This window comes from Allobranchiibius sp. GilTou38 (assembly GCF_017565325.1).
GTDB lineage: Bacteria > Actinomycetota > Actinomycetes > Actinomycetales > Dermatophilaceae > Allobranchiibius > Allobranchiibius huperziae.
This window is the reverse complement of sequence record NZ_JAGEKN010000006.1, coordinates 130,473-156,515: the sequence shown is the minus strand read 5'-3', so window position 1 is coordinate 156,515 and position 26,043 is coordinate 130,473. Positions and strand designations below refer to the sequence as shown.

24 protein-coding genes are annotated in these 26,043 nt (G+C 70.6%); 5 read left to right on the top strand and 19 right to left on the bottom strand.

Annotated features, from left to right (window positions below):
- Positions 1-34 precede the first annotated feature (34 nt).
- The 3 genes from JOB34_RS05865 to JOB34_RS05855 all read right to left on the bottom strand — a co-directional run bounded on the left by JOB34_RS05865 (position 35) and on the right by JOB34_RS05855 (position 3,337).
- Positions 35-889, bottom strand: a complete 855-nt coding sequence (locus tag JOB34_RS05865) for an AAA family ATPase (RefSeq protein WP_233762203.1) — start codon at positions 887-889, stop codon at positions 35-37.
- Positions 890-990: 101 nt separating this feature from the next.
- Positions 991-1,914, bottom strand: coding sequence for a site-specific tyrosine recombinase XerD (gene xerD / locus JOB34_RS05860; RefSeq protein WP_347813747.1), 924 nt, complete (start codon positions 1,912-1,914; stop codon positions 991-993).
- Between the two features lie 67 nt (positions 1,915-1,981).
- Positions 1,982-3,337: a ClC family H(+)/Cl(-) exchange transporter gene (locus JOB34_RS05855; protein WP_208051823.1), complete on the bottom strand. Its 1,356-nt coding sequence runs from the start codon at positions 3,335-3,337 to the stop codon at positions 1,982-1,984.
- Positions 3,338-3,365: 28 nt separating this feature from the next.
- Between JOB34_RS05855 and JOB34_RS05850 the strand changes: the two genes are divergently transcribed.
- A complete protein-coding gene (locus JOB34_RS05850; RefSeq protein ID WP_179480522.1) occupies positions 3,366-3,869 on the top strand; it encodes a MarR family winged helix-turn-helix transcriptional regulator in 504 nt (167 codons plus the stop codon).
- A 3-nt stretch (positions 3,870-3,872) separates the two neighbouring features.
- Here JOB34_RS05850 and JOB34_RS05845 read toward each other — a convergent pair whose 3' ends face one another.
- Entirely contained in the window at positions 3,873-4,664 is a 792-nt protein-coding gene (locus tag JOB34_RS05845) for an SCO family protein (RefSeq protein ID WP_208051822.1), read from the bottom strand.
- Positions 4,665-4,780: 116 nt separating this feature from the next.
- Here JOB34_RS05845 and JOB34_RS05840 point away from each other — a divergent pair, with 116 nt between their 5' ends.
- Positions 4,781-5,392 (top strand): hypothetical protein, encoded by a 612-nt coding sequence (locus tag JOB34_RS05840; protein WP_208051821.1) that lies wholly within the window; start codon positions 4,781-4,783, stop codon positions 5,390-5,392.
- Between the two features lie 64 nt (positions 5,393-5,456).
- On the opposite strand, the gene hisS is transcribed toward JOB34_RS05840, so the two are convergent.
- Both hisS and JOB34_RS05830 read right to left on the bottom strand, forming a co-directional pair.
- The gene (gene hisS / locus JOB34_RS05835; RefSeq protein ID WP_208051820.1) at positions 5,457-6,779 is read right to left on the bottom strand and encodes a histidine--tRNA ligase; all 1,323 of its coding nucleotides are present in this window, start codon (positions 6,777-6,779) and stop codon (positions 5,457-5,459) included.
- Between the two features lie 24 nt (positions 6,780-6,803).
- The gene (locus JOB34_RS05830) at positions 6,804-7,499 is read right to left on the bottom strand and encodes an MBL fold metallo-hydrolase (RefSeq protein ID WP_208051819.1); all 696 of its coding nucleotides are present in this window, start codon (positions 7,497-7,499) and stop codon (positions 6,804-6,806) included.
- Positions 7,500-7,603: 104 nt separating this feature from the next.
- Here JOB34_RS05830 and JOB34_RS17835 point away from each other — a divergent pair, with 104 nt between their 5' ends.
- Genes JOB34_RS17835 through JOB34_RS05815 form a run of 3 tightly spaced genes read left to right on the top strand, consistent with a single transcriptional unit; the run spans position 7,604 to position 10,988 of the window.
- Positions 7,604-8,329 (top strand): peptidylprolyl isomerase, encoded by a 726-nt coding sequence (locus tag JOB34_RS17835; protein ID WP_208051818.1) that lies wholly within the window; start codon positions 7,604-7,606, stop codon positions 8,327-8,329.
- Positions 8,326-9,705: a DUF349 domain-containing protein gene (locus JOB34_RS05820; RefSeq protein ID WP_208051817.1), complete on the top strand. Its 1,380-nt coding sequence runs from the start codon at positions 8,326-8,328 to the stop codon at positions 9,703-9,705. The genes JOB34_RS17835 and JOB34_RS05820 overlap by 4 nt, the downstream gene beginning before the upstream one ends.
- Positions 9,705-10,988, top strand: coding sequence for a M18 family aminopeptidase (locus tag JOB34_RS05815; protein WP_208051816.1), 1,284 nt, complete (start codon positions 9,705-9,707; stop codon positions 10,986-10,988). The genes JOB34_RS05820 and JOB34_RS05815 overlap by 1 nt, the downstream gene beginning before the upstream one ends.
- 72 nt (positions 10,989-11,060) lie before the next feature.
- Here JOB34_RS05815 and JOB34_RS05810 read toward each other — a convergent pair whose 3' ends face one another.
- From JOB34_RS05810 to JOB34_RS05750, 13 genes are all read right to left on the bottom strand, one after another.
- Complete coding sequence (locus JOB34_RS05810; protein WP_208051815.1) at positions 11,061-11,597, bottom strand: GNAT family N-acetyltransferase; 537 nt, start codon at positions 11,595-11,597, stop codon at positions 11,061-11,063.
- Positions 11,584-14,004 (bottom strand): bifunctional (p)ppGpp synthetase/guanosine-3',5'-bis(diphosphate) 3'-pyrophosphohydrolase, encoded by a 2,421-nt coding sequence (locus JOB34_RS05805; RefSeq protein ID WP_208051814.1) that lies wholly within the window; start codon positions 14,002-14,004, stop codon positions 11,584-11,586. Before JOB34_RS05805 ends, JOB34_RS05810 begins: the two co-directional genes overlap by 14 nt.
- A gap of 9 nt (positions 14,005-14,013) precedes the next feature.
- A complete protein-coding gene (locus JOB34_RS05800) occupies positions 14,014-14,550 on the bottom strand; it encodes an adenine phosphoribosyltransferase (protein ID WP_208051813.1) in 537 nt (178 codons plus the stop codon).
- Positions 14,550-15,716 (bottom strand): protein translocase subunit SecF, encoded by a 1,167-nt coding sequence (secF, locus tag JOB34_RS05795; RefSeq protein WP_208051812.1) that lies wholly within the window; start codon positions 15,714-15,716, stop codon positions 14,550-14,552. Before secF ends, JOB34_RS05800 begins: the two co-directional genes overlap by 1 nt.
- Position 15,717: 1 nt before the next feature.
- Positions 15,718-17,727: a protein translocase subunit SecD gene (secD, locus tag JOB34_RS05790; RefSeq protein ID WP_347813746.1), complete on the bottom strand. Its 2,010-nt coding sequence runs from the start codon at positions 17,725-17,727 to the stop codon at positions 15,718-15,720.
- Between the two features lie 6 nt (positions 17,728-17,733).
- Positions 17,734-18,237, bottom strand: a complete 504-nt coding sequence (locus JOB34_RS05785; protein ID WP_208051811.1) for a preprotein translocase subunit YajC — start codon at positions 18,235-18,237, stop codon at positions 17,734-17,736.
- A gap of 116 nt (positions 18,238-18,353) precedes the next feature.
- Complete coding sequence (gene ruvB / locus JOB34_RS05780; protein ID WP_208051810.1) at positions 18,354-19,478, bottom strand: Holliday junction branch migration DNA helicase RuvB; 1,125 nt, start codon at positions 19,476-19,478, stop codon at positions 18,354-18,356.
- The gene (gene ruvA, locus JOB34_RS05775) at positions 19,475-20,092 is read right to left on the bottom strand and encodes a Holliday junction branch migration protein RuvA (RefSeq protein WP_208051809.1); all 618 of its coding nucleotides are present in this window, start codon (positions 20,090-20,092) and stop codon (positions 19,475-19,477) included. Before ruvA ends, ruvB begins: the two co-directional genes overlap by 4 nt.
- A complete protein-coding gene (gene ruvC, locus JOB34_RS05770) occupies positions 20,089-20,649 on the bottom strand; it encodes a crossover junction endodeoxyribonuclease RuvC (protein ID WP_208051808.1) in 561 nt (186 codons plus the stop codon). The genes ruvA and ruvC overlap by 4 nt, the downstream gene beginning before the upstream one ends.
- Before the next feature lie 106 nt (positions 20,650-20,755).
- Positions 20,756-21,511: a YebC/PmpR family DNA-binding transcriptional regulator gene (locus JOB34_RS05765; protein ID WP_179480494.1), complete on the bottom strand. Its 756-nt coding sequence runs from the start codon at positions 21,509-21,511 to the stop codon at positions 20,756-20,758.
- A gap of 111 nt (positions 21,512-21,622) precedes the next feature.
- Complete coding sequence (gene pdxT, locus JOB34_RS05760; protein WP_208051807.1) at positions 21,623-22,246, bottom strand: pyridoxal 5'-phosphate synthase glutaminase subunit PdxT; 624 nt, start codon at positions 22,244-22,246, stop codon at positions 21,623-21,625.
- Between the two features lie 91 nt (positions 22,247-22,337).
- Entirely contained in the window at positions 22,338-24,329 is a 1,992-nt protein-coding gene (locus JOB34_RS05755; RefSeq protein ID WP_208052384.1) for a VWA domain-containing protein, read from the bottom strand.
- A gap of 186 nt (positions 24,330-24,515) precedes the next feature.
- Complete coding sequence (locus tag JOB34_RS05750) at positions 24,516-25,916, bottom strand: sigma 54-interacting transcriptional regulator (RefSeq protein ID WP_208051806.1); 1,401 nt, start codon at positions 25,914-25,916, stop codon at positions 24,516-24,518.
- Positions 25,917-26,043: the final 127 nt, after the last annotated feature.

Below are 26,043 nucleotides of genomic sequence, written 5' to 3'. Positions count from 1 at the left end.
CCCAGCAGGTCCGGTCGCGTCTGCGCCGGTCACGTCAGGCAGCGGCGCCGCGGGAGATGAGCTCGCGGGCCAACTGCCGGTAGGCCTCCGCGGCACCATGACCGGAGGCGTACCTGGTGATGGGCTCGGCGGCCAGGCTCGCGTCGGGGAACTTCACGGTGCGGTTGATCGCCGTGTGCAGCACGTCCTCGCCGAAGTGGTCGACCACGGAGCGCACCACGTCGCGGCTGTGCAGGGTCCGACCGTCGTACATCGTGGCGAGGATGCCGTCCAGGCGCAGGCTGGGGTTGAGCCGGTCGGTGACCTTGTCGATGGTCTCGATCAGCAGCGCCACCCCGCGCATCGCGAAGAACTCGCACTCCAGCGGGATGAGGACGCCGTGCGACGCGGTCAGCGCGTTGACGGTCAGCAGACCGAGCGAGGGCTGACAGTCGATCAGGATGACGTCGTACTCGTCGGCGACGGGCCGCAGCACGCGGGAGAGCACCATCTCGCGGGCCACTTCACCGACCAGCTGCACCTCGGCGGCGGACAGGTCGATGTTGGCCGGCAGGACGTCCAGGCCGGGGGTGGTCGTCTGCTGGATGACGTCGTGCACGTCGTGACCACGCTCGACCAGCAGGTTGTAGACGGTGACGTCCAACTCGTTGGCACGCACGCCGAGGCCCACGCTGAGGGCGCCTTGCGGGTCGAAATCGACCAGGAGCACCTTGCGGCCGTATTCGGCCAGGGCGGCGCCCAGGTTGATGGTCGAGGTGGTCTTTCCGACCCCGCCCTTCTGGTTGCACATGGCGATGATGCGGGCCGGCCCGTGCGCGGACAACGGGCGCGGGGCCGGGAAGGTCGGAAGGGGGCGGCCGGTCGGGCCCACCTTGTCTGTCGAACTCACGGCTGATCTGTGCTCTTCCGGGTAGGGCGTCGTACGGCTCGCGCCGATCGCGGTTCAACCTAACGCATGCCGCACCTACCGGTGCCGCCCGTCGCCGGCCGTCACCGTGCGCGGGGGTGGGCCGCGGCGAACACCTCCCGCAGCTGCTGCACCGAGACCATCGTGTAGATCTGCGTCGTGGTCACCGAGGCGTGGCCGAGCAGCTCCTGCACCACCCGCACGTCGGCGCCGCCCTCGAGCAGGTGCGTGGCGAAGGAGTGCCGCAGCGTGTGGGGGCTGATGTGCCCGCTCAGATCGGCGCGTTCGGCGCTGGCCTGCACGATGTTCCACACCGACTGGCGCGAGAGCCGGGTGCCGCGCTGCCCCACGAAGAGCGCGGGGGTGCCCTTCCCCGTCGCGACCAGCGCGGGGCGCCCGCGCACCAGGTACGCCGTGAGCGCGTCCTTGGCGTAGCCGCCCAGCGGGATGATCCGTTCCTTGCTGCCCTTGCCGAAGACCCGTACCGCGTCGGTGTCCAACTCCAGGTCGTCCACGTCCAGTCCGGTGGCCTCGCTCACCCTGGCGCCCACGCCGTACAGCAGCTCCAGCAGTGCGCGGTCGCGCAGCGAGGCGGGGGTGTCGCCCACCGAGGCCGCCGCGAGCAGGCGTTCGACCTGGTCCAGCGGGATGGCCTTGGGCAGCCGCCGCGGCGGACGCGGCGGAGCCACCGCGGCGGCCGCGTCGGCGACGGTGTCCCCTTCCAGGGTCAGGAACCGGTGGAACCCGCGCACGGCCACCAGATTGCGTGCCGCGGACGACGCGGCCAGCCCCGGATGCTCGGCGGTGCCCTCGCGCAGGGTGGCGGAGTATTCCGCCACATCCGCCTCGGCGATCGCGGCGGGATCGGTGATGCCTCGGGCGGTGAGGTAGGCGACGTACCGGCGCAGATCCCGTTCGTACGCGCTCAGTGTGTGCTGGGAGACCCCGCGCTCGACCCGCAGGTGGTCCAGCCACCCGCGCACCGCCCGCTCGACCGCACCCGTCACGGTGCACCATTCAAGGTCATCCCGACCACGGCTCACGGCAAGCCGCGCCGCGATCGCGGCGCCGATGTCACCCGGCGATGGACGCCGGGCGGCCGTGCGAGCCGCTCGCGGCCTCCGCCGCGTTCTCCCGGGCGGCGGACGCCGACCGCCGGGTCAGCTGGTCGTAGATGGGTGCGCACCGCAGCGCCATGGCCACCAGCATCGCGATGGCGCACGCGCCCAGCATCGGGGCGAGCTGCGAGGTGGACCCGGTCATCTCCGTGGCGAGCACGATCCCGGTGACCGGCGCGCGCACCGTGGACGTGAAGAACGCCGCCATGCCGATCAGCGCGAGCCCGGCGGGCGCGAGCGTCGCGTGCGGCGCGACCGCGTGGCCGAGGAGCCCCACGAGGAGCCCGAGCTGCGAACCGAGCACCAGCATGGGCGCGAACAGACCGCCCGGGGTCGCCGCGGCGTACGAGACCACGCCCAGCACGAATCGCACGGCGATCAGACCGAGCACCGCGAGGACGGCCCCGTGGCCGAGCAGCGCTCGCTGGGTCAGGTTGTCGCCGCCGCCCACCAGCGGGGTGGCCCACCAGCCGATCGCTCCCACCGCCGCACCGACGGCGAGTGCTCTCACGACCACGGGGACGCGGCTGCGGTCCGCGATGCGCAGCGCTGCCATGACGGCGCCGTTGTAGGCCACGCCCAGCAGGCCGGCGACCACCCCGAGGGTGACCACCGACGGTGCCTGGGCGAGGGTGGGGTCGCCGAGCGCCGGCACCCGGAAGTCGGTGGTCGTGGTGGCGTGCAGCACCAGGTGGGCGCCGGCGAAACCGGCGGCGGATGCGACCAGGGTGGCCAGGGTCGTCCGCGGGTCGAACCGCTTGACCAGTTCCTCCAGCACGAAGACGCCGCCCGCGATGGGCGCGTTGAACGCCGTAGCCAGACCAGCCGCCGCACCTGCCGCGACGAGCACCCGTAGGTCGCTGCGGCTCCGGCGCAGGACGGTGGCGACGATGACCGCGATGTTGCCGCCCATCTGCACGGAGGGGCCCTCCCGACCGAGCGCCAGACCCGAGCCGATGGAGAGCAGACCGCCCACGTACTTCACCGGCAGGATGCGGAAGCGTCCCGGCTCCGCCCTGCCCTCCACCACCGCCTCGACACGCGGGATGCCGCTGCCCTCGGCGTGCGGTTCGACCCGGTGCACCAGCCAGGCCGCGGCCCCGGTCGCCGAGGCGCAGATCGCGACGACCAGGAGGAACCCCGGCACCTGCCAGCCGTGGGCCCATCGGACCAGGTCCACCCGACCGCGTCCCGCCGCGTCCAGCAGCAGCCCGAAGCTGCCCGCGACCAGACCGGTGACCAGCCCGACCACCGCCGCTGCCGCCACGAAGGTCGGTTGCCCCTCCGCCGTCGCCTTCCGGATCGTCGCCATCACCCCTGCATTCTGCAATGATTGCAGCGTGCAACGAAATCAGCCCTCTTCGGACGAGCAGAGCGACCGGGACACCGAGGACTTCGTCAGCGCGCTTCTGACGGCCTCCAGGGCACTGGTCGGCGTGTCTGCGCGGTCGCTCGCCGACGTCGAGGACACGGTGACCCCCACCCAGTTCCGTGCGCTCGTCGTACTCGCGGCGGACGGCGACGGCACCCTGAGTCGGCTGGCCGCGCGTCTCGGCGTCAACGCATCCACGGCGCAGCGTCAGGTCGAGCGGCTGGTCCGCGACGGCCTGGTGGACCGGCGGGAGAATCCGCAGGACCGCCGCGAGGTCTCGATCGCATTGACGTCGCACGGATCCCGGTTGGTGGACGCGGTGACGAGCCGCCGCCGCGCGGCCATCGCCCGCATCGTGCGGGACATGCCCGACACCGACCGCGGGGCCCTCATCGCAGCGCTCGAGGCGTTCGCGACCGCTGCGGACGAGCCCACCGCCGGACCCGACCACGCCCACCGTCTCGGCTGGTGACGCTCAGGCCGAGGATCGACCGCTCACCCAGGCCAGGACCTTCTGCGCCTGCGCCTGCGTCCACGCCGTGGTCGACGCGGCCCCTAGACCGCGCCGCCCCTCGGCGTCCATGAAGTCGTAGAGGGTCCGCGGGACGGCGCCCTTCGCGGCGTAGGGCGCGCCCTCCAGGACGAAGCGCTCGTGCCCGCGACCGTCGAGGAAGAACACCTCGTCGGAGTGCTGGACGTCGTAGGTCAGGGGTGCGTTCGTGCGCCAGTTCCGGGGAGCCGGGCCGGAGCCCTCGCCGATCTTCTGGCGCCATACGCCGAGGTAGTTCCACAGGGCGTTCACCGTCGATGCGGTGCCGGTCAGGGCCAGCCAGTTCCCCGGGGGTGTGACGAAAAGGTTGCGGTAGGCCGCGAGTTGCGCGGCTGTGTCGCGCGCCGGGTCGACGGTGATGGAGAGGAACACCTCCCCCGATCCCCGGCCGGCGGCGTCCTCGGCTCGGGCGGTCTGCACCAGCGTGGCGGTATCGGCCGGGCAGGTCTCCTGGCACAGCGTCATGACGTCGGAGATCGCGACCGTCTTGCCCGCGAAGTCCGCCAACCGCACCGTGCGACCGTCGCTGGCGGTGAACCGCAGGTCGCGGATCGACGCCGGGAGCGCGCTGTCGAGCGGCGTCCCGATCCGGTCCATGGCGCTCGATGCCGGGGAATCGGACGCCTGGCTGTGGCCCGCACCCGATGCCTGCGCGGAGCATGCCGCCAGGCACACCACCGCGGCAACCGATGCCGCCACCGTCTTCAACCGCCCCACGCCCGCGATGGTGGCACCGCAACCTGAGCGGTTCCCGCACTAGGTTCGTCAGCACGCTGAGCCCGCGATCGACGAGGGCGGAGGCGACCGAGACCACCGAGACTGCGACGGAACCCATGAAGCTGTACGCCGACCGCCAGGACCGGTTGATCCGCCAGATCGTCTTCGACGCGCTGGTGGCGATCTGGGTGATCGCCTGGGCCCGCGCCGGGTGGGCGGTCTACCGGCACACCGTCGCCGCCGAGAGCGGCGCGCGGGACCTGTCGGCGGGCGGGGAACGGCTACGGACCCAGATGGGCAACGCCGCACGCGCCGTCGACGGGGTGCCGCTGGTCGGCGGCAAGCTCAAGGAGCCGTTCGTGCAGGCACAGGGCGCGGGCAGCTCGATGACGAACGCCGGTCACCAACTCGGCGACACGATCGAGACGCTCGGCCGGGTGCTGGGTTCTCTCACGGCGGGCATCCCGATCGCGATCGCGCTGTTGATCTGGGCGCTCGTCCGCCTGCCCTACGTACGCCGCGCCTCCCGTGCCCGGTCGCTGACACGCACTCCCGGCGGGATGGACCTGCTGGCGTTCGACGCCCTGCGGTCGGCCACGCCGCGCGAACTCGCCGGTGTCGGCGACGAACGCGTCGACGGGTGGCGCCGCCGCGACCCGGAGACCATCGAGGCGCTCGCGCGGCTGCGGCTGCGCGCCCTCGGCCTGCAGCTGGAAGAACTGCCCTAGCGGCAATTTGGACATGCACACCGGGTCGCAGATGACCCGGTGTGCATGTCCGAAAGGCGAAGGCTCAGGGCAGCATGAGCGACGGACGAAGGTCCGCCTCCGGCGGCGACCAGGTGCCGCGGTCGGCGGGCACCTGGTCCCCGCTGCGGATGTCCTTCACCTCGTCGCCGTCCTCCGACGGGAACCACACGAACGGGATGCCCCGCCGGTCGGCGAACTGGATCTGCTTGCCGAACCGTGCGGCCTTCGGAGCCACCAGCGTCGCGATCCCCCGGGCCCGTAGCGCCGCGGCGACCCGCATGGAGTCCGAGCGGGACTCCTCGTCGGTCACCGCGACGAGGACTGCGGCGGGCGTCTCGCGCGACGCGGTCAGCCCGCCCTCGGAGATCAGCAGACCGAGCAGCCGGGACACCCCGATCGAGATGCCGACACCGGGGTAGGTGCGCTTGCCGTCGCTGGCCAGGGCGTCGTACCGGCCGCCGGAACAGATGGAGCCGAAGTCCTCGTGGCCCTCGATGACCGTCTCGTAGACGGTGCCGGTGTAGTAGTCCAGGCCGCGGGCGATCTTCAGCTCGGCGGACAGCACCCCCGGTGCGTGCTCGTTGCCGGCGTCCATGACCGCCGCGAGCTGCGCCAGGCCCTCGTCCAACAACGGGTGCTCCACACCGAGCGCGCGCACCCGACCCACGAAGCTGCTGTCCGGTGTCGCGATCGCCGCGAGGTCCAGGCACTTGCCCGCCTGCTCCTCGCTGAGGCCGGCTGCCAGCAGAACCTTGCGCACGCCGTCCTCGCCGATCTTGTCCAGCTTGTCCACCGTGCGCAGTGTGCCCAGGACGTCCTCGATGCCCAGCCCGAGGTAGAACCCCTCGCAGATCTTGCGGTTGTTGACCTGGATCTTGTACGGCCCGATCGGCAGCCGGGAGAACGCGTCCGCGATCACCAGCGGCAGCTCGACCTCGTAATGCCCGGGCAGCGTGTCGGCCTCGACGATGTCGATGTCGGCCTGGATGAACTCGCGGTAGCGGCCGCGCTGGGGCCGCTCGCCGCGCCACGCCGGCTGGATCTGGTAGCGGCGGAACGGGAAGGTCAACTTGCCGCCGTTCTCCAGCACGTACCGCGCGAACGGCACCGTGAGGTCGAAGTGCAGACCGAGCGCGGGCGTGCTGCCGTCGTCGCCCGCGAGCCGGCGTACGCCGTAGATCTCCTTGTCGGCGTCCTCCCCCTGATCGGACAGCCGCTCGACGGGTTCCAGAGCGCGGGTGTTGACTGAGGCGAACCCGTGCAGCTCGAACACCTCGCGGATCGTGTCGAGGAAGTGCTGCTCGACGATCCGCTGCGTCGGCAACCACTCCTGGAAGCCGCTGATGGGGGTGACTCTGCTCGCCATGAGGTGCGTGAACGTCCTTCTCGTCTAGAGGTTCTGCAAGTAGGGGTTGGTGGCGCGCTCCCGCGCCATCGTGCTGCCGGGTCCGTGCCCGGGCAGCACCAGCGTCTGGTCCGACAACGGGAGCACGACCTCCCGCAGCGACGTCGTCATCGCCTCGGAGGACCCGCCGGGCAGGTCGGTGCGCCCGATCGACCCGGCGAAGAGCACGTCGCCGGTGAGCATCGTCGTCGTGCAGGCGGCTTCGTCCGGTACGCCGTCCGGGATCCCGTCCACCCCGAACATCACCGAGCCCTCGGTGTGTCCCGGGGCGTGCAGCACGTCGAGCGTGAGCCCGGCCAGGTCGAGCCGGGCGCCGCCGTCGACCTCGACGATGTGCGACGGCTCGCTCCAGGTCGCCGCCTTGCCGAACTGCTGCTCGAACATCGCCAGCAGTCCCCCGTCGAGGGATCCGAGGGGATCCCTGAGCCGGTAGCGGTCCTCGCGGTGGATGTAGGCCCCGAGTTCCCCGCCGCACACGGGGGTCACGGAGTAGACATGGTCGACGTGCCCGTGGGTCAGGAGCACGGCGCTGGGCCGCAGCCGATGCTCGCGCAGCACCTCCGCGAGGGTGTCCGTGACACCGATCCCCGGGTCGACCACGATGCACTCCTGCCCCGGGCCGGTCGCCAGCACGTAGCAGTTGGTGCCGAACACGGCGGCGGGGAAGGCGAGAGCGAGCACCGCGCGAGCCTACCGACGGGCGGTCGGCCCCTTCTAATCCGTTGCCTACACTGCCGGAAGGCACCACCATCGGTGCCGGTTCGTGTCGAGGCGAGGAGGGGTGCGTGCGACGGTCACGTGGCGCGGTGATCTGCGCTGTCCTCGCAGCGGCCGGTACGACGAGCGCGTGCGGCTCGCAGACCGCCTCGGCCGGCGGCACGACCACGTCGTCCGCCTCCACGACGTCTCTCGCGACGACCAGCCAGGGCACGTCCGTGTCGCTGCACTGCGGAGCCGCTCCGACCGGGCGCAGCGGCTCCCCCACTCTGAAGCTGCCGGACAAGAGGATCGCCGCCGGCCGGACCTTCACCGCGACCATCCAGACGAACTGCGGCACCATCACCGCGTCGTTGTTCGGTGCGAAGGCGCCGCAGACCGTTGCCTCCTTCGTGACGCTGGCGAAGTCGTACTACACGAAGACCCCGTGTCACCGACTCACGACGTCCGGCATCTACGTGCTGCAGTGCGGCGATGCGACCGGCACGGGCAGCGGTGGTCCCGGCTACGCGTACGGCATCGAGAACGCCCCGGCGGATGCGATCTACCCCGCCGGCACGCTGGCGATGGCCCGCACGGAGGATCCGAACAGCAACGGCAGCCAGTTCTTCATGGTCTACCGGGAGAGCACGATCGATCCGTCGACCGGTGGATACAGCATCTTCGGGCGGATCACCTCGGGCCTGCCGATCCTGCAGGCTCTGGCGAAGAAGGGCGTCAACGGCGTGGGGGACGGTCCCCCGCTCCAGCACATCGGCATTCTGAAGATCACCGTCACCGAACAGAAGGCATGAGAGCCGTGTCAACGGACATCCCCAAGCCCCATCCCACTCCCGGCCCGCGTCCCGGCCCGAAGCCGGGCACCCCCGCGGCCGGACCTGCTGCGGTGCAGCCCGTCGCGGTCGCCACCCCGGCGAGCAACGCCGCGCCGTTCGGCAGGGTCGCTGAGGACGGCACCGTCTTCGTGCGGACCCCCGACGGTGAGCGCGAGGTGGGCAGCTACCCGGATGCCACGCACGACGAGGCCCTGGCCTACTTCGCCCGCAAGTACGACGAACTCACCGCCTCGGCGGCACTGCTCCTGCAGCGTGTGGTCCAGACCGACCTGACGGCGGGGGCGGGTGGCGAGCAGCTGAAGCACCTGCGCACCAGCGTGCGCGAAGCCAGGGTCGTCGGCGACCTGGCCGCCCTGGACGCCACCCTGGAGCAGATCGCCACGGCGTTGAAGGCTAAGGGTCAAGTGGAGGGTGAGCTACGCGCCGCCGCGCGCGAAGTCGCGATGACGGCACGTGAGGCGCTCGTCGCCGAGGCGGAGAAGATCGCCGCGGTCCCCGAGCGCAGCATCCAGTGGAAGACCAGCACCGCGCGCATGCGCGAGCTACTGGATGAGTGGAAGACCGCGCAGCGCACCGGGGCTCGTCTGGAGAAGGCCGCCGAGAACGCCCTCTGGACCCGGTTCAGCGCCGCGCGCAACGGCTTCGACAAGGCCCGGCGTGCGCATTTCGCCGCCCTGGACGACGAGCACACGCAGGCCAAGACGCGCAAGCGTGAGCTCGTCGCCGAAGCGGAGAAGCTCTCGACCTCCACCGAGTGGGGTCCCACGGCAGGCGCGTTCAAGCGGCTGATGAGCGAGTGGAAGCGTGCGGGCCGCGCTGCCCGCTCGGACGACGACAAGCTCTGGGAGCGCTTCAAGGCCGCCCAGGACACCTTCTTCCATGCCAAGGACGAGGTGGTGGCGGCCGAGAACGTGGAGTTCGAGGCGAACCTGGTGGTCAAGGAAGGACTGCTCAAGGAGGCCGAGGCGATCCTGCCGGTGAAGGATCTGGGCGCCGCGAAGGCCTCGCTGCGCGGGATCCAGGACCGCTGGGACGCCGCCGGCAAGGTGCCCCGCAAGGACATGGAACGCGTCGAGAAAGCCATGCGCCGGGTCGAGACGACCGTGCGGGACGCCGAGAACACCCGCTGGAAGAGGACCGACCCGGAGATCGCGGCCCGCGCCAACTCGATGGTCGCCCAGCTGGAGCGCGCGGTCGCCGACCTGCAGGCCGATCTGGACAAGGCGACGGCCGCCGGCGACGAGCGCAAGGCTGCGGAGGTCCGGGAGTCGCTCACCGCGCGCCAGGCCTGGCTCGACCAGGCCCGTGGCGGCGCGGCGGAGTTCGGCGAATAGTGCCCGCGCTCACGGCCGCGGACGGCCTGGTCGACTACCTGAACGCGAGTCCGTCGCCGTTCCACGCCTGCGCCACCACGGCGGCCCGGCTGACGACGGCAGGCTTCGTGCAGCTGCACGAGACCGATACGTGGCCCACCGAGCCCGGTCGCTACCTCGTCGTGCGCGGCGGCTCCCTGATCGCGTGGTCGACGGAGCACACGGCTGGCGCTGCGACGGCGTACCGGGTCGTGGGAGCCCACACCGACTCCCCCAACCTGCGCATCAAACCGCGCCCCGACCTCGCCCGCGCCGGCTGGCAGCTGCTCGGGGTCGAGGTGTACGGCGGCCCGCTGGTCTCCAGCTGGCTCGACCGTGACCTCGGGCTCTCGGGCCGGGTCGCGGTGCGCGACGGGTCCGGCGTGCGCGCCGAGCTCTTCCGCGTCGACGACCCGGTGCTGCGGGTCTCGCGCCTCGCGATCCACCTCGACCGCAGCGTGCGTGAGGGCGAACAGCTGAACGCCCAGCAGCATCTGGCACCGCACTGGGGCCTCGGCGAGACCCCAGGCGACTTCCAGGCCTACCTGGCGCACCAGGTCGGAGTCGATACCGCCGACGTGCTGGGGTGGGACGCGATGACGCACGACCTGCAGCCCGCCCGGATCTTCGGGCGGGAGCGCGACCTGGTCGTCGGCGCCCGGATGGACAACTTGGCCACCTGCCATGCAGGCACCTCGGCGCTGGTGACGGCCCTGGAGCAGCCGAGGGACGCCCTCGTGCCCGTCTTCGCGATGTTCGACCACGAAGAGGTCGGCAGCGTCTCCGAGCGCGGCGCAGCCAGTGTCTTCCTGCCCGTCGTGATGGAGCGGATCACCGCCTCGCTCGGCGGCGACCGCCAGGACCACCTGCGGGCCCTCGCGGGCAGCGTCGTCGCCTCAGGCGACATGGCCCACGGCACCCACCCCCACTACGCCGATCGTCACGAACCGCAGCACCAGATCGCGGTCAACGGCGGCCCGGTGCTCAAGATCAACGCCAATCTGCGCTACGCCACCGACTCGATGGGCGCGGCGGCGTTCCGGCTCGCGTGTGAGCAGGCCGGCGTGCCCGTCCAGGAGTTCGTGACCCGCTCGGACCTGCCCTGCGGCTCGACGGTCGGGCCGGTCACCTCGGCCGGCACCGGTGTCAGCACCGTGGACTTCGGCGCCGCGACCATCTCGATGCACTCGGTGCGCGAACTGGTGGGTGCTGAAGACCAGCAGATGTACGCCGACGCGCTCGCAGCGTTCCTCTCCCCCGCCTGACCCGCCCTCGGTTGTCAGCGTTTTTCTGAAGCGGGCACCACAGATCCGCTGACAGTCGCCGCCTGAGGCGGCTCAGCGCAGGTCGAGCACGTACATCATCTTGTCGAAGCGCCGACCCCCGGCGACGATGAAGTCGCCCAGGACGCCGTACCGGCGGAAGCCGACCGACTCGTAGAGGGACTGGGCGCGCACGTTGTCGTCGCGGAAGTCGACGGTGAGCTTCTCGACACCGGCTCGGCGGGCGGTCGCGACCAGTTCCCCGCACAGCCGGCGTCCGACGCCGGCGCCCTGCCAGGTGTCGCCGACGGCGAGCAGCGTCAGGTCCGCGTGCCGGGCGATGGTCGGGCGCGCGTAACGCTCCCAGTAACCGAAACCCGCGAGGTGCCCCTCATGGCGGGCCACGAGAAGCGCAGCGTCACCCTGGTCCGCCGTCGCGATCCGGGACAGCAGCGCCGCGACCTCGGCGCGCGGAGGCGGAGTCAGCCAACCGAGGGCGGCGCCGCGGGTGATCAGATCCCCCAGCAGTCGCGTGCTCTGATCGATCAGGGTTTCATCGAGTCCCCCGTCGGACAGGGACCGCACCGACAGGGCGGTGTCAGGTGGCGGCACGTGCGGCTTCCGGGTCGTCAATGACCTGAGCACCCTGAGTGTCCGGCGTGTCCTGCGGCCCCTCGTCGGCCGCCGCGTGCGAGGTCCCGTCGGCACGCCGGTGCCCCGACCCGGTGATCCGGTAGACGTCGAAGACGCCGTCGATCCTGCGCACGGCTTGGATCACGTGGTTGAGGTGACTCGGGTCGCCCATCTCGAAGGTGAACTTCGACAGCGCAACCCGGTTGCGACTGGTCGCGACACTGGCCGACAGGATGTTGACGTGCTGTTCGGACAGCACGCGCGTCACATCGGAGAGCAACGCGTTGCGATCCAGCGCCTCGACCTGCAGCTGCACCAGGAAGACGCTCGCTGCCGAGGGAGACCAGGCGACCGCCAGGATGCGCTCGGGCTGGTTGCGCAGCTGCTCGACGTTCTTGCAGTCGGTGCGGTGCACGGAGACCCCGTTGCCGGTGGTGACGAAACCGATGATGTCGTCGCCCGGCACCGGTGTGCAGCACCGCGCGAGCTTGACCCACACGTCGTCCGTCCCGACGACGGTGACGCCGGGGTCGGTCTGCCGACGGCGAGCCGTGCCGTGCGGGGTGGTCGCCTCGGCGAGGTCCTCCGTCGTCGCCTCCTCGCCGCCGAGCGACGAAAGGAGTTGGCTCACCACGTGATCCGCGGACACGTGACCGTCGCCGATGGCGGCGTAGAGCGTGTCGATGTCGTGGTAATGCAGCCCCGCAGCAACCTCCGTCAGCGAGTCGTGCGACATCAGGCGCTGCAGTCCGACGCCCTGCTTGCGCACGTTCTTGGCGAGGGCCTCCTTGCCGGACTCGATGGCCTCCTCGCGGCGTTCGCGGGAGAACCACTGCCGGATCTTGTTGCGGGCGCGCGGGCTCTTGACGAAGTTGAGCCAGTCGCGGCTGGGGCCGGCGCCGTCGGCCTTGGAGGTGAGCACCTCGACGACGTCGCCGTTCTCCAGCGGCGACTCCAGCGGCACGAGCCGGCCGTTGACCCGCCCGCCGATGGTGTGGTGACCGACCTCGGTGTGTACGGCGTACGCGAAGTCCACGGGCGTGGAGCCGGCCGGCAGCCCCATCACCTCGCCCTTGGGCGTGAAGACATAGACCTCGCGGCTGCCGACCTCGAAGCGCAGCGACTCCAGGAACTCCCCCGGGTCGCTGGTCTCCCGCTGCCACTCCAGCAGCTGGCGCAGCCACGCCATGTCGTTGACCGGCCCGTCGCGGGTGTCGAGGGTCGCCCCGCCCGCCCCCGCTCGCGCGTCCTCCTTGTACTTCCAGTGCGCCGCGACGCCGTACTCCGCCCGGCGGTGCATCTGGTAGGTGCGGATCTGGATCTCGACCGGCTTGCCCTCGGGACCGATGACCGTCGTGTGTAGCGACTGGTACATGTTGAACTTCGGCATCGCGATGTAGTCCTTGAAGCGCCCGGGGACGGGGCTCCATCGCGTGTGCAGCGTGCCCAGCACCGCGTAGCAGTCGCGCACCGACTCCACCAGGACGCGGACCGCCACGAGGTCGTAGATCTCCTCGAAGTCGCGGCCACGGACGATCATCTTCTGGTAGACGGAGTAGTAGTGCTTCGGTCGGCCGGTAACCGTGGCCTTGATCTTGGCCGAGCGCAGGTCAGCGCTGACCTGCTCTCCCACGCCCTTGAGGTACTCCTCGCGCGCGGGCGCCCGGTCGGCCACCAGTCGGGCGATCTCGTCGTACACCTTGGGATAGAGCGTCGCGAAGGAGAGGTCCTCCAGCTCCCACTTGATGGTGTTCATGCCCAGCCGGTGGGCGAGCGGCGCGAAGATCTCCAGCGTTTCGGTGGCCTTGCGCTGTGCCGATTCGACGGACACGTAGCGCCACGTGCGCGCGTTGTGCAGCCGGTCGGCGAGCTTGATGACCAGCACCCGGATGTCGCGGGCCATCGCCACGACCATCTTGCGCACGGTCTCGGCCTGCGCGGCGTCGCCGTACTTGACCTTGTCCAGCTTGGTGACGCCGTCGACGAGCATCGCGATCTCTGCGCCGAACTCGGTCTTCAACTGGTCCAGCGAGTACTCCGTGTCCTCGACCGTGTCGTGCAGCAGCGCCGCCGCCAGGGTCGGGGGCGTCATACCGAGCTCGGCGAGGATGGTGGCGACCGCGAGCGGGTGGGTGATGTAGGGGTCGCCGCTCTTGCGCAGCTGACCCTCGTGGCACCGCTCGGCCACGGCGTACGCGCGCTCGATGACCGACACGTCGGCCTTCGGGTGGGTGGTGCGCACGGTCCGCAGCAGCGGCTCCAACGCACGGTTGCTCCCGGAGCGCGGTCCGCTGAACCGCACGAGCCGGGCGCGCACCCGCGAGGCAGCAGCGGATGCAGCTGCGGACGAGGGTGCCGCTGTGGCCCCGCCGTCCTCAGCACTCATGGACAGATCCTAGTCGTCGTCCACCGACACCAGGACGTGGACGTCGCGCTCGCCCAGAGCGTCGCGCCCGTGCAGGAACGCCAGCTCCATCAGCATCTGGATCCCGGTGACCTTGGCGCCCGTTCGCTCCAGCAGCGCGCACGCCGCGGCCGCGGTCCCACCGGTGGCGAGGACGTCGTCGATCACCAGGACCCGGTCACCCGCACCGACGGCGTCGGTGCTGATCTCGATGGTGGCGCTGCCGTACTCTAGGTCGTACTCCTGGCTCAGCGTCTCTCCGGGCAGCTTGCCCGCCTTGCGCACCGCCACGAAGGGCAGTCCCAGCGCGAGAGCGACCGGCGGCCCGATGATGAAACCGCGCGCCTCGACCCCGGCCACCGCGTCGACGTGACCTCTGAACCGCTCCGCGATGTCGTCGACGACCTGCTGGAACGCCGGGGCGTCCGCGAAGAGCGGCGTCAGATCCTTGAACGCGATGCCCGGCTTCGGGAAGTCGGGGATCTCCCGGGTGTGCTCTCGGAGCACCTGGCCGATGTCGACCGGCATCAGTCCCTTTCGCTGTCGCGTACGGCGAGCGGGTGGACCTCGCGCTTGCGCACCCGCGTACGGCGTGCGGCGGCGGCCGCTTCGGCGCGCTCCGGCTCGACGACGCCCGAGATGTCCTCGCCCTGCAGGTGCTCGCCGGCCCCCGCACCGCCGGCCTCGGCGAGGACGGCCTGCTGGGAGCTCTGGAAGCTGTGCGCCCGGCGCTCCAGGTCGTGCATCTGCGGCTCCCGGGAGCGCAGCGACGCGAGCAGCGGGGTGGCGATGAAGATCGAGGAGTAGGTGCCGACCGCGATACCGATGAACAACGCCAGCGCCAGGTCGAGCAGCGTGCCCGGGCCGAGCACCGTGAAACCGACCACCAGCAGGGCCGCGATCGGCAGCAGGGCGACGACCGAGGTGTTGATCGAGCGCACCAGGGTCTGGTTGACCGCGTAGTTGGCGGCCTGGGTGTAGGTGCGCGACCCGGCCGCCAGCGCCTCGTCGGTGTTCTCCCGGACCTTGTCGAAGACCACCACGGTGTCGTAGATGGAGTATCCGAGGATCGTGAGGAAGCCGATGACCGTGGCAGGTGACACCTCGATGCCGACCAGGGCGTAGATACCGACCGTCAGGACCAGGTCGTGCACCAGCGCCACGAGCGCCGAGACGGCCATCTTCCAGGTGCGGAAGTAGACCCCGAGCAGCAGTGAGACCAGCACCAGGAAGACGATCAACGCCTGGACGGCCTTGTGGGTGACCTGCGAGCCCCACGACGGTCCGATGAACTGGCTGTCGACCGAGGTGGTCGGCACCTTGAACTCCTTGGCGACCGCCGTGGCGACCTTCTCGGTTGAGTTCGCCGTGTTGTTGCCGACCTTCTTGGAGTCGATGGTGATGGACTTGGCGCCGACCTTGCTGATCTCCAGGTTGGCCGAGGACCCCGTGACCGACGCCACCGCCTTCTGGGCGCGGGCGTCATAGTTGGACAGGTTGGAGATGCCGGTCACCCGCACCTCCGAACCGCCCTTGAACTCCAGGCTGAGGTTGAGGCCGCGGCCGAAGAGGCCCACGAGGGCCAGCACGAGGAAGACCGCGCTGATTGCGTACCAGGTGCGTCGCCGGCCGACGATGTTCAGCTGCCGGCGACCGGTGTAGAGGTCGTTGCCGAACTGGGAGAAGCTCGCCATGTCAGGCCTGCTTTCCAGCCGCGGCTGCGGCCTTGCGTTCGGCGATCGTGACCCGCCCGCGACCGGCGTACGTCACGCCGCGCGCGCCCAGCCGCTCCGGGTCGAAACCGGACCACTTGTGCCCGTTGCCGAAGAACGACGTACGCGACAGCAGCGTGAGCACGGGGTGGGTGAACAGGAAGACCACCAGGATGTCGATGAGGGTGGTGAGGCCCAACGTGAAGGCGAAGGCCTTCACGTTGTCCTCGGAGAGGATGTAGAGCACGGCGGCGGCCAGGAAGTTGACCGCGTCGGAGACCAGGACGGTACGACGGGCGCGGGACCAGCCGGTCTGCACGGCCGCGCGCAGCGGCCTTCCTGATCTGACTTCGTCACGCACGCGTTCGAAGTAGACGATGAAGCTGTCGGCCGTGATGCCGATCGCGACGATCAGACCGGTCACCCCGGCCATGGTGAGGCGCAGGTTGGAGGTGTAACCGAGCAGCGTGACCGCGCCGTACGTGATCACCGCGGAGGTGACCAGGGAGGCGATGGTGACCAGGCCGAGCAGCCGGTACTGCGCCAGGGAGTAGAGCACCACCAGGATCAGGCCGATGATGCCGGCGATGATGCCGTCGCGCAGCTGCTGGGAGCCGAGCTGCGGGCTGACCTGACTGGAGGTCAGTTCGTTGAAGGAGAACGGCAACGCACCGAACTTCAGCTGGTTGGCCAAGGTCTTGGCACTGTTCTCGGTGAAGTTCCCGGTGATCTGCGCCTTGCCGCCGGTGATGGCGCCGTTGGTGTTCGACGGCGCGGAGATGACCAGGCCGTCGACCACGATCCCGAACTGGTTGCGCGGCGCCTGCAGACCGTTCAACCGCCCGGTCACCTTCGCGAACTCCGAGGAGCCCTTGCTGTTGAACGTCAGGTTGACCTCGTACTGGCCGGTGGTCACCCCCTGCTGGGTGGTGGCCTGGCCGAAGCTGGCGTCGGTGATCTGGCTGCCGGTCACCTCCGAGGGGCCCATCAGGTACTTCATCGCCGGGGCCTGAGCACCGGAGATGGCCCTTCCCGTGTCGCACCCGACGGTCGGCTGGGAGGCCGGGATCTGCCGGGCGACCTGCTGCCACTGCGCGGCGGTCGGACCGAGCCGGCTGTCGTTGTTGGAGCAGGAGTACGCGGTCAGCAATTGACTGTAGGTCTCACCCTTGGTGGCCAGTCCGGAGGTGATCCAGTCGTTGCTGACGGTCCGGCTCTCCCACCCGGTGTCGCTGGCGCCCAGACCGTTCGTCGTGACGTTGCCACTCGAGTCGTACGGCGTCGGCAAGTTGCGCGCGGGGGTGCTCGAGGACGCGGTCGCCTGGGGGGTGCTGCTGGCGGTCGCGCTCGGCGACGTGCTCGACGCGGCCGGAGTGGAGGACGTGCTCGGGGTCGGGGTGGTCGTCGCCGCCCGGAACGCCTGCGGCAGCACATCGTTGGCGGTAGAGCTGCTGGAGCTGCTCGAGCTGGTGCCGGACGGCGTCGCCGTGCCCGAGGGGCTGGTCGACGACTTCGGCGTCGTGGAGCCCTTGGTGGTCGGGGCGGAGTACGGCGTGGGCAACGTGAAGGTCGGCGGGGTGTCCTGGGTGCTGTTGATGACCGCGCGGAAGAACAACTGCGAGGACTGCGCCAGCGAATTCAGGGTCTCCTGGCTGGGGTTGCCCGGCAGCGAGACCTGGATGTTCTTCGCGCCCAGCCTGCTGACCTGGGCCTCGGAGACGCCGTTGCCGTTGACCCGCTCGCGGATGATGTCGACGGCCTGGTCGACCTGGCCGGTGGTGACGGTCTGGCCCTTTCCGACCGAGGGCTGCAGGACGATCTGGCGCCCGCCCTCGAGGTCCAGTCCGAGCTTCGGGCTCCATTGCCCGGCGGGGTTGCCCAATGCCGCACTCGCGCCGATCGCCGCGAAGAGCGCGATCACCAGGGCGGCGAGGAGGACGAGAGTACGGACGGGTCGTCCGCCCGGCGTCGTACGTCGTGTGCGTGTTGCCACCGGTGCTCAGGCCTCCGCGCGGGTGTCGTTGTGGTCATCGGGCGATCGATCGGGTGATGCACCCGTCGGGCGATCGTCCTTCGTAGGCAACGCCTGGTCCGCTGCGGCGGGTTCCCCGGCGTCCTTCGAGACTCCGGTGTCGGAGGTCGTGTCGGCGTCGGCCGTACCGGCTGCGGGAGCGTCGGCTGCAGCAGCGTCGGTTGCGGGTGCGTCGGGCAGCAGCGCGGAGCGCGGTACGACCGCTCGGCGTACGAACTGCAGGTGCACGCCCGGGCTCACCTCGACGGTCGCGGTGCGCTCGTCCAGCGCGGACAGCGTGCCGAGCAGGCCGGAGGTGGTGCTCACGGGGGTGCCGATCTTCAGGCTCTCCTGCTGTTGCTGTGCCTGCCGGCGCTTGCGCCGGTTGGACACGAACAGCAGGACACCGAGGAGGATGACCACCCCGATGAGGATGAACGTGCCATTGCTCGATCCGGAGTTACCGGAACTGGCTGCTGCAAGAGCGGGCATGGAACGGAACGTCCTTCGGGTCTCACGGTGCGACGGAGCCACGCCGGCCCGTCGTTGGATTGCCAGCGGCAGAGTCTAGGTCAGCTTGGGGGCTTCCCCAACCGCAGGCCACGCCGTCAATCCGTGTCGGACCTGCTGTCACCGAAGCGGCCCTCGATGTCGCCGAAGCCGAGTTGGGCGCCCGCAGCGCTCGGCGTCGGCGGTGTCAGGCCCAGGTGCGCCCACGCCATCGGCGACGCGGCGCGGCCACGCGGCGTGCGCACCAGGTATCCCTCCCGCACCAGATAGGGCTCGGCGACGGTCTCGACGGTGTCCGCCTCCTCCCCCACTGCGACGGCCAGGGTCGACAATCCCACCGGCCCGCCACCGAAGCGTCGGCAGAGGGCGTCGAGCACCGCCCGGTCGAGTCGGTCCAGGCCGCGGTCGTCGACATCGAAGAGCCGCAGGGCGGCGCGGGCGGCACTCAGATCGACGATGCCGTTGCCGTGCACCTGGGCGTAGTCGCGGACCCGTCGTAGCAGCCGGTTGGCGATCCGCGGGGTGCCACGGGACCGTCCCGCCATCTCGTCGATCCCCTGCGGGGTGCTCTCTACGCCGAGCAGCGTGGCGTTGCGGGTGAGGATCTGCGCGAGGTCGGCCGTCGCGTAGAAGTCGAGGTGGCCGGTGAAGCCGAAGCGGTCGCGCAGCGGCGCGGGCAGCAGACCCGCTCTCGTCGTCGCGCCGACCACGGTGAACGCCGGCAGCTCCAGCGGGATGGCCGTGGCGCCCGGGCCCTTGCCGACGATGATGTCGACCCGGAAGTCCTCCATCGCCAGGTAGAGCATCTCCTCGGCGGGGCGCGCCATCCGGTGGATCTCGTCGAGGAAGAGCACCTCCCCCTCGGCGAGCGAGGAGAGCACGGCGGCCAGGTCGCCCGCGTGCTGGATGGCCGGCCCGCTGGTGATGCGGATCGGCTGCTCCAGCTCGGCGGCGATGATCATCGCCAGCGAGGTCTTGCCCAGGCCGGGCGGGCCGGACAGCAGCACATGGTCCGGCGGTGCACCGCGGCGCCGCGCCGCCTCCAGCAGCAGACCCAACTGATCGCGGACCCGCGGCTGGCCGGGGAAGTCGGCGAGCCTGCGCGGCCGCAGGGCCGCCTCGAAGCGGCGGTCCTCGTCGGCCGGGTGACCCCCCGGATCCACGATCCGCGCCGTCGCGTCGTACGACTCGTCCTCGTACGACGGGTCGTCGCTCTCGCTCACCGGCCGAGCTCCCGCAGCGCGGCGCGCAGCAGACCCGACACGTCGCTCACGTGGCCGTCACCGCGGGCCGCATCGACGACCCGCTCGACGGCGTCCTGGGCCTGCTTGGTCGACCAGCCCAGGCCGACGAGCGCCTCGACCACCTGGCCGTGCTCGCCGTCGACGATGCTGGACGCCTGCTGCGCCGCGTCCTCGAGACCGGCGGCGGCCGACACCGGGCCGACCTTGTCCTTCAGCTCCAGGACGATCCGTTCGGCGCCCTTCTTGCCGATGCCCGGCACCTTCACGAGTGTCGCGAGGTCGCCGCCGGCGATCGCGGCGCGCAGCACCTCCGGGGCGTGGATGGCCAGCATCGCCAGCGCGAGCCGCGGACCGACGCCGCTGACGGTCTGCACCAGCTCGAAGAGGTCCCGCTCGCTGGTGGTGGCGAAGCCGAAGAGGGTGAGCGAGTCCTCGCGCACGACGAGCGTGGTCGCCAGGGTGGCCGTCTCGCCGACGCGCACCGACGCCGCGGTGGACGGGGTCGCGAGCACCGACAGTCCGACACCGCCGACCTCGACCACGAGGGTGCCGAGGCCGGTCGCGAGCACCGAGCCCCGCAGACTCGCGATCACCGCACCACCCGCTGTGCCTCTGCTGCTACTTGGGCTGCGTACGCCGCCTTCTGTCGAGCGAGGGCCTGGGCGATGCGGTCCTGCGCGCCGCCGCGCCATACGTGGCAGATCGCCAGCGCCAGGGCGTCGGCCGCGTCGGCGGGCGTGGGAGCGACCTTCAGCTTGAGGATGCGGGTCACCATGGCCGTCACCTGCGCCTTGTCGGCGCGGCCGTTGCCGGTGACCGCGGCCTTGACCTCGGACGGGGTGTGCATCGCGAGCGGCAGCCCCAGACGGGCCGCCGCGAGCATCGGGACGGCAGAGGCCTGCGCGGTGCCCATGATCCCCTTGATGTTGGCCTTGGCGAAGACACGTTCGACGGCGACGGCGTCCGGCGCATAGCGCTGCAGCCACTCGTCGATCTCGGTCTGCAGGGTGAGCAGCCGCTCGGCGGGGTCGTCGCCGGGCGGCGTACGCACGACGCCGACGGCGATCATCCGGACCGGTTCGCCGATACCGCCCTCCACCACGCCCAGGCCGCACCGGGTCAGTCCGGGGTCGACGCCGAGGACACGCACGCAAGCCTCCCGCAGATTGAATCGCCGTGTGCCGAACACCTGTTCGGCACACGGCGACGCTACCCGGTGCGACGATCGGCCACGGGCAGGCGACCCGGCGAGTCGCCTACTCCTCGTCGAGCTCGGCCAGGACCTCGTCGGACACCTCGCCGTTGGCGTAGACGTTCTGTACGTCGTCGCTGTCCTCGAGCGCGTCGATGATGCGGAACATCTTGCGGGCGCCGTCGGCGTCCAGCGGCACCTCGACCGTGGGCAGCCACGACGACTCGGCCGAGTCGTAGTCGATGCCCGCGGCCTGCACGGCCTCGCGCACGGCGACGAAGTCATGGGCCTCGGAGACGATCTCGAAGGACTCCCCCAGGTCGTTGATCTCCTCGGCGCCGGCGTCCATCACGACCTCGAGGATGTCCTCCTCGGTCTTGTCCGCCTTGGGCACCGTCACCAGGCCCTTGCGGTGGAACTGGAAGGCGACCGAACCGCTCTCGGCCATCGTGCCGCCGTTGCGCTGCAGGGCCGTGCGCACCTCGGCCACCGCACGGTTCTTGTTGTCGGTGAGGCACTCGATGAGCAGCGCCACGCCGCCGGGCGCGTAGCCCTCGTACGTCAGCGCCAAATACTCCGCGGCACCGGCCTCCGCGCCCGAACCGCGCTTGACCGCGCGGTCGATGTTGTCGTTCGGGACCGAGGACTTCTTGGCCTTCTGCACCGCGTCATACAGCGTGGGGTTGCCCACCACGTCGCCGCCGCCGGACCGCGCCGCCACCTCGATGTTCTTGATCAGCTTCGCGAACAGCTTGGCGCGCTTGGCATCGACCACCGCCTTCTTGTGCTTGGTGGTGGCCCACTTGGAGTGCCCGCTCATGTTCTCCCTGCTTCGTGCTCGTTGCTGTGAGGCCGTCGTGGACGGCTGATCCGCCCGTCATCGTAACGATTCGCGCGCAGGCCCGGATCGCGACGGCGTACGCCACACCCCTTACGGCACGCGAACGACGTCACGCACCATGGCCGCGAAATAGTGGTGCACCCGGTAATCGTCGGTGACCTCGGGGTGGAAGGACGTCGCGAGCAGCGCCCCCTCACGGCATGCCACGACGCGACCCTGCGCCGGCCCGTGCGGCACCGTGGCGAGCACCTGCACCCCGTCGCCGGCACGCTCGACCCAGGGCGCGCGAATGAAGACCGCGTGCACCGGGGTGTGTGCACCGTCCGCGAGCGACGGCATCACCAGGTCGGTCTCAAAGGAGTCGACCTGCCGCCCGAACGCGTTGCGCCGGACCGTGATGTCCATCCCGCCGAGGGTCTGTTGCCCGGGCTGGCCGTCCAGCACCTCGTCGGCGAGCAGGATCATCCCGGCGCAGGATCCGTAGACCGGCATGCCCGCGGCGATGCGCGCGCGGATCGGCTCCTGCAGCTCGAAGATGCGCAGCAGCTTGTCGATGGTGGTCGACTCCCCGCCGGGCAGCACCAGGCCGTCGATGCGCGCGACCTCCTGGGGGCGGCGTACCGGGACCGCCTCGACGTCGGCGCTGGCGAGCGCCCGCAGGTGCTCGCGCACGTCCCCTTGTACGGCGAGCACTCCGATGCGCGGTTTCGTCACGCGCCGATCGTACGGAGCGCTGATCGCGCGGGACGTCGCGAGTCGTTGCGCGCTCTATCGAGCGCGCGACGACCCACATGTTCGGCCTACGTCAGCCGGACGCGCCGAACCAGCTGCTGCCGCCGTACGAGCGCCCCGACAGGTAGCTGTCGACGACCGCGGCGCCCAGGCCCTCCAGCTCCGGCGCCAGCACGCGTCCGCCGGCCCGCTTGGCCAGCTGGTCCAGGAAGCGCGCCAGTCCGGGGTCCTCGCCGAGCCGGAAGATCGTCGTCTGCGCGCCGAGGCGGGTGGACTGGTCCAGCTCGCGGACGGCGTACGCCACGGTCAACGGGTGCGGCGGATAGTCGAAGAAGACCTCGCCGTCGGACTCCAGGTGCGCCGTCGGCTCGCCGTCGGTGACCACGAGCAGCACCGGCTGGGCGTTGGGATACCTGCGGAAGTGCTGGTTGGCCAGGATCAGCGCGTGGTGCAGGTTGGTGCCCTTGTCCCACTCCGGCGCGAGCCCGGTCAGCTCTGCGATCTCCATGGTCTGCGCGTGCCGGCCGAAGGCCACCAGCTCCAGATGGTCACCGCGGAACCTGGTCGAGATGAGCTGGTGCAGCGCGAGCGCCGTACGTTTCATGGGCAGCCAGCGACCGTCCATCGCCATCGAGAACGACGTGTCGACCAGCAGCGCGACAGCCGCCTGGGTGCGCGCCTCGGTCTCCTGCACCTCCACGTCTTCGAAGGAGATGACCGGGCCCTCGGGTTCTCCCGCCCTGCGGAGGGTCGCGTTCGTCAGCGTGCGGGTGACGTCCCACGACTCGGTGTCGCCGAACTCCCACGGGCGCGAGGCCCCGGAGGGCTCGCCCGCCGTACCCGCCTTGCGCGCGTCGCGCTGCCCCTGCCGACCGGACAACGTCTGGCTGACGTCGCGCAGCAACGACTTGCCGAGCTCGCGCATGGCGCGCGGCGACAGGCGCAGGTCTCCCTGGGCGTCGGACTGCAGGTAGTCGCGGTTGCGCAGCTGTCGCTCCAGCTCCGCGAGCCGTTGCGCGTCCACTGCCGCTTCATCGCCCAGCTGGCGCCGCAGCGCGTCCAGGTCGAGGTCGTCCATCCGTGCCCCGGCGTAGTGCTGGGACAACTGCTCGCTCAGTGCGTCGAGGTCGGCGAGGTCCTGCAGCATTCCGGTGCCGTCCCCGAGGCCCATCCCCTGCTCACCGCCGAACTCCTCCCCGCCGCTCCAGTCCTCGCCGGGACGCAGGGCGCGCAGGTTGTCGTCGAGGGCGCCGAGCTGGTCTATCAGCTCCGGCGATCCGAACGCCTGGGTGGCCAGGGCGTCCAGCTCGTCGCGCTGCTCCTGGGTCATCGAGTTGCGCATCCGCTGCGCCGCCGCGGCGCGCTGCGCCAGTGAGTCCAGCAGCTCCTCGATGGTCTCGGGCTGCTCGGGGAAGAGGTCGCCGTGCTTGTCCATGAACTGCTCGAACGCCGCGTCGGTGTCCTCGCCGTTGCGGTGCTTGGTGAGCAGGTCGTTGAGGTCCTTCAGCATCTCGCTGATCTGTGCGCGGTCCTCGTCGGTGGCGCCCTCGAGCGCCTGCTTCATACCGGCGAACCGTTGGTCGAGCATCTCGCGGCCGAGTAGATCCTTGATCCGCTCGTAGTCCTCGCGCGCCTCGGCGTCGCGCCATGGGTAGTCGCTGAGCTCGTTGACCGCGGCGGCGGTGGACGGCGGAAGGTTCTCGATGCGCATCTCGGCGAACCGCGCGTCGTCGTCCAGGTCGCGGGCCAGCCGCTTGCGTTCGGTGAGCACCGCTTTGTCGAGCAGTTCCTTCACCTCCTGGAAGGTGCCGTCCAGGTTGTGCTTGGCAAGCATCTCGCGGCGCTTCTGCGCGACCTGACGGGCCAACTCGTCCAGGCCCTGCTGGTCACGGGTCCCGCGGCGCAGAAACTCCCGCATCGCGTGCTCGGGCGAGTAGCCGGACATGACGTCCTCGCCGATCGCGTCCAGCGCTTCGGCCAGGTCGACCGGCGGCGCGAGCGGGTCCGGCCCGCCGACGTACCGGCCGTAGCGGGAGCGGTGAGTTCGCTTACTGGCCAAAGAAATGCGCCTCCTCGAAACGGGATGCGACGGTGCCCGGACCGGACACCTCGATCATACGGCGGGCACCGGATGGTCCCCGCGTGGTGCGACGACGCCCCGTCGAGGCCCACGGTGACGGCGTTCGCGACGGTTGACGGTGTTCGAACGCCGTCAACGGTCGCAAGAGCCGTCAGCGTGGACCCCGCCTGCTCAGCGGTACGTCGCGCGTCCGTCGTCGTCGACGTCCTTGCTGACCTTGCGGGCCAGGTAGAGACCCTCCAGGGCCAGCTCGACGGCACTGGCGCGCTCACCTGGGGTGTGCGCGCCGAGCCGCTCGGCGATCTGGTCGTAGAGGTCGGACTCGCCGAGCACGGGCAGCGCGGCGAGCAGATCGGCGCTCGTCACGTCGTCGCCGGTGCTGATCTCGGCGCCCTCCTCGATGCTGCGCACCAGCAGACCGAGATCGATGCCGCGCAACCGGGAACGCGCGGTGTCGGCGACCGCCATCCGCAGCAGGTGCTCCAGCACCGGCTCCTCGCGCCCCTCGTGACCGCTCTCGAACTCGACCTTGCCGGTGAGCACGTCGGAGGCCGTGTCCAGGTCGACGACCCGGGCGACGGCCTCGTCCTCGTGCCGGATGCTCGCGCGGCGCAGGGCCGCCGCGGCCACGGTCTCGGCCGCTGCGATCGCGAACCGCGCCGAGACGCCCGATCGCTGGTCGATCGCGTTGGACTCGCGCAGGCCGCGCGTGAAGCGGGCCAGGATCTCCACGATGAAGTCCGGCACCGTCGCGACGAGCTGCGCCTCCTGGGAGATGACCGCCACCTCGCCCTCGACGGTGAGCGGGTAGTGGGTGCGCACCTGAGCACCGAAGCGGTCCTTGAGCGGGGTGATGATGCGCCCGCGGTTGGTGTAGTCCTCGGGGTTCGCGCTCGCGACGACGAGGACGTCGAGCGGCAGTCGCAGCACGTAGCCGCGCACCTGGATGTCGCGTTCCTCCATCACGTTGAGCATCGAGACCTGGATGCGCTCGGCGAGGTCGGGCAGCTCGTTGATGGCGACGATGCCGCGGTGGCTGCGCGGGATGAGCCCGAAGTGGATCGTCTCGGGGTCGCCCAGGCTGCGGCCCTCGGCCACCTTCATCGGATCGATGTCGCCCACCAGGTCGCCGACCGAGGTGTCCGGGGTCGCGAGTTTCTCGGCGTACCGCTGGTCACGGTGTCGCCAGCTGACGGGCAGCTGATCGCCCAACTCGCCCGCGCGCCGGATCGAGGCGGGGGTGATGGGGTCGTACGGGTGCTCGCCGAGCTCCGATCCGGCGATGACCGGGGTCCACTCGTCGAGCAGTCCCTGCAGGGTGCGCAGCACACGGGTCTTGCCCTGTCCGCGCTCGCCGAGCAGCACGATGTCGTGCCCGGCCAGCAGAGCGCGTTCGAGTTGCGGGATGACGGTGTCGGCGAAACCCTGGATGCCGGGCCAGGGGTCGCGCCCCTCGGCCAGGGCGCTGAGGAGGTTGCGCCGGATCTCTTCGCGTACGCCGACCTGTTCGTGGCCGCTCGCGCGCAGTTCGCCGACGGTGGAAATGACTGGGGCCGTGGTGGATGCACTCACCACTTCACGCTACGTCACGCGCCTGGGGGCTGTCCGCGACCGTCGACGAGGGCGGATCCTTGTTGGTAATGATTCTCATTCAGTGGTTATGATCACGATCGAGAATGATTCCCACTTTGCACCTTAG

Bases quoted from the DNA above. Each gene is read 5' to 3' on its own strand.
- JOB34_RS05785 (WP_208051811.1), bottom strand. From the start codon at position 18,237: ATGCCCGCTCTTGCAGCAGCCAGTTCCGGTAACTCCGGATCGAGCAAT.
- JOB34_RS05800 (WP_208051813.1), bottom strand. From the start codon at position 14,550: ATGCCGGTCGACATCGGCCAGGTGCTCCGAGAGCACACCCGGGAGATC.
- secF (WP_208051812.1), bottom strand. From the start codon at position 15,716: ATGGCGAGCTTCTCCCAGTTCGGCAACGACCTCTACACCGGTCGCCGG.
- hisS (WP_208051820.1), bottom strand. From the start codon at position 6,779: ATGGCGAGCAGAGTCACCCCCATCAGCGGCTTCCAGGAGTGGTTGCCG.
- JOB34_RS05840 (WP_208051821.1), top strand. From the start codon at position 4,781: ATGAAGCTGTACGCCGACCGCCAGGACCGGTTGATCCGCCAGATCGTC.
- JOB34_RS05805 (WP_208051814.1), bottom strand. From the start codon at position 14,004: ATGAGTGCTGAGGACGGCGGGGCCACAGCGGCACCCTCGTCCGCAGCT.
- JOB34_RS05855 (WP_208051823.1), bottom strand. From the start codon at position 3,337: ATGGCGACGATCCGGAAGGCGACGGCGGAGGGGCAACCGACCTTCGTG.
- JOB34_RS05820 (WP_208051817.1), top strand. From the start codon at position 8,326: ATGAGAGCCGTGTCAACGGACATCCCCAAGCCCCATCCCACTCCCGGC.
- JOB34_RS05765 (WP_179480494.1), bottom strand. From the start codon at position 21,511: ATGAGCGGGCACTCCAAGTGGGCCACCACCAAGCACAAGAAGGCGGTG.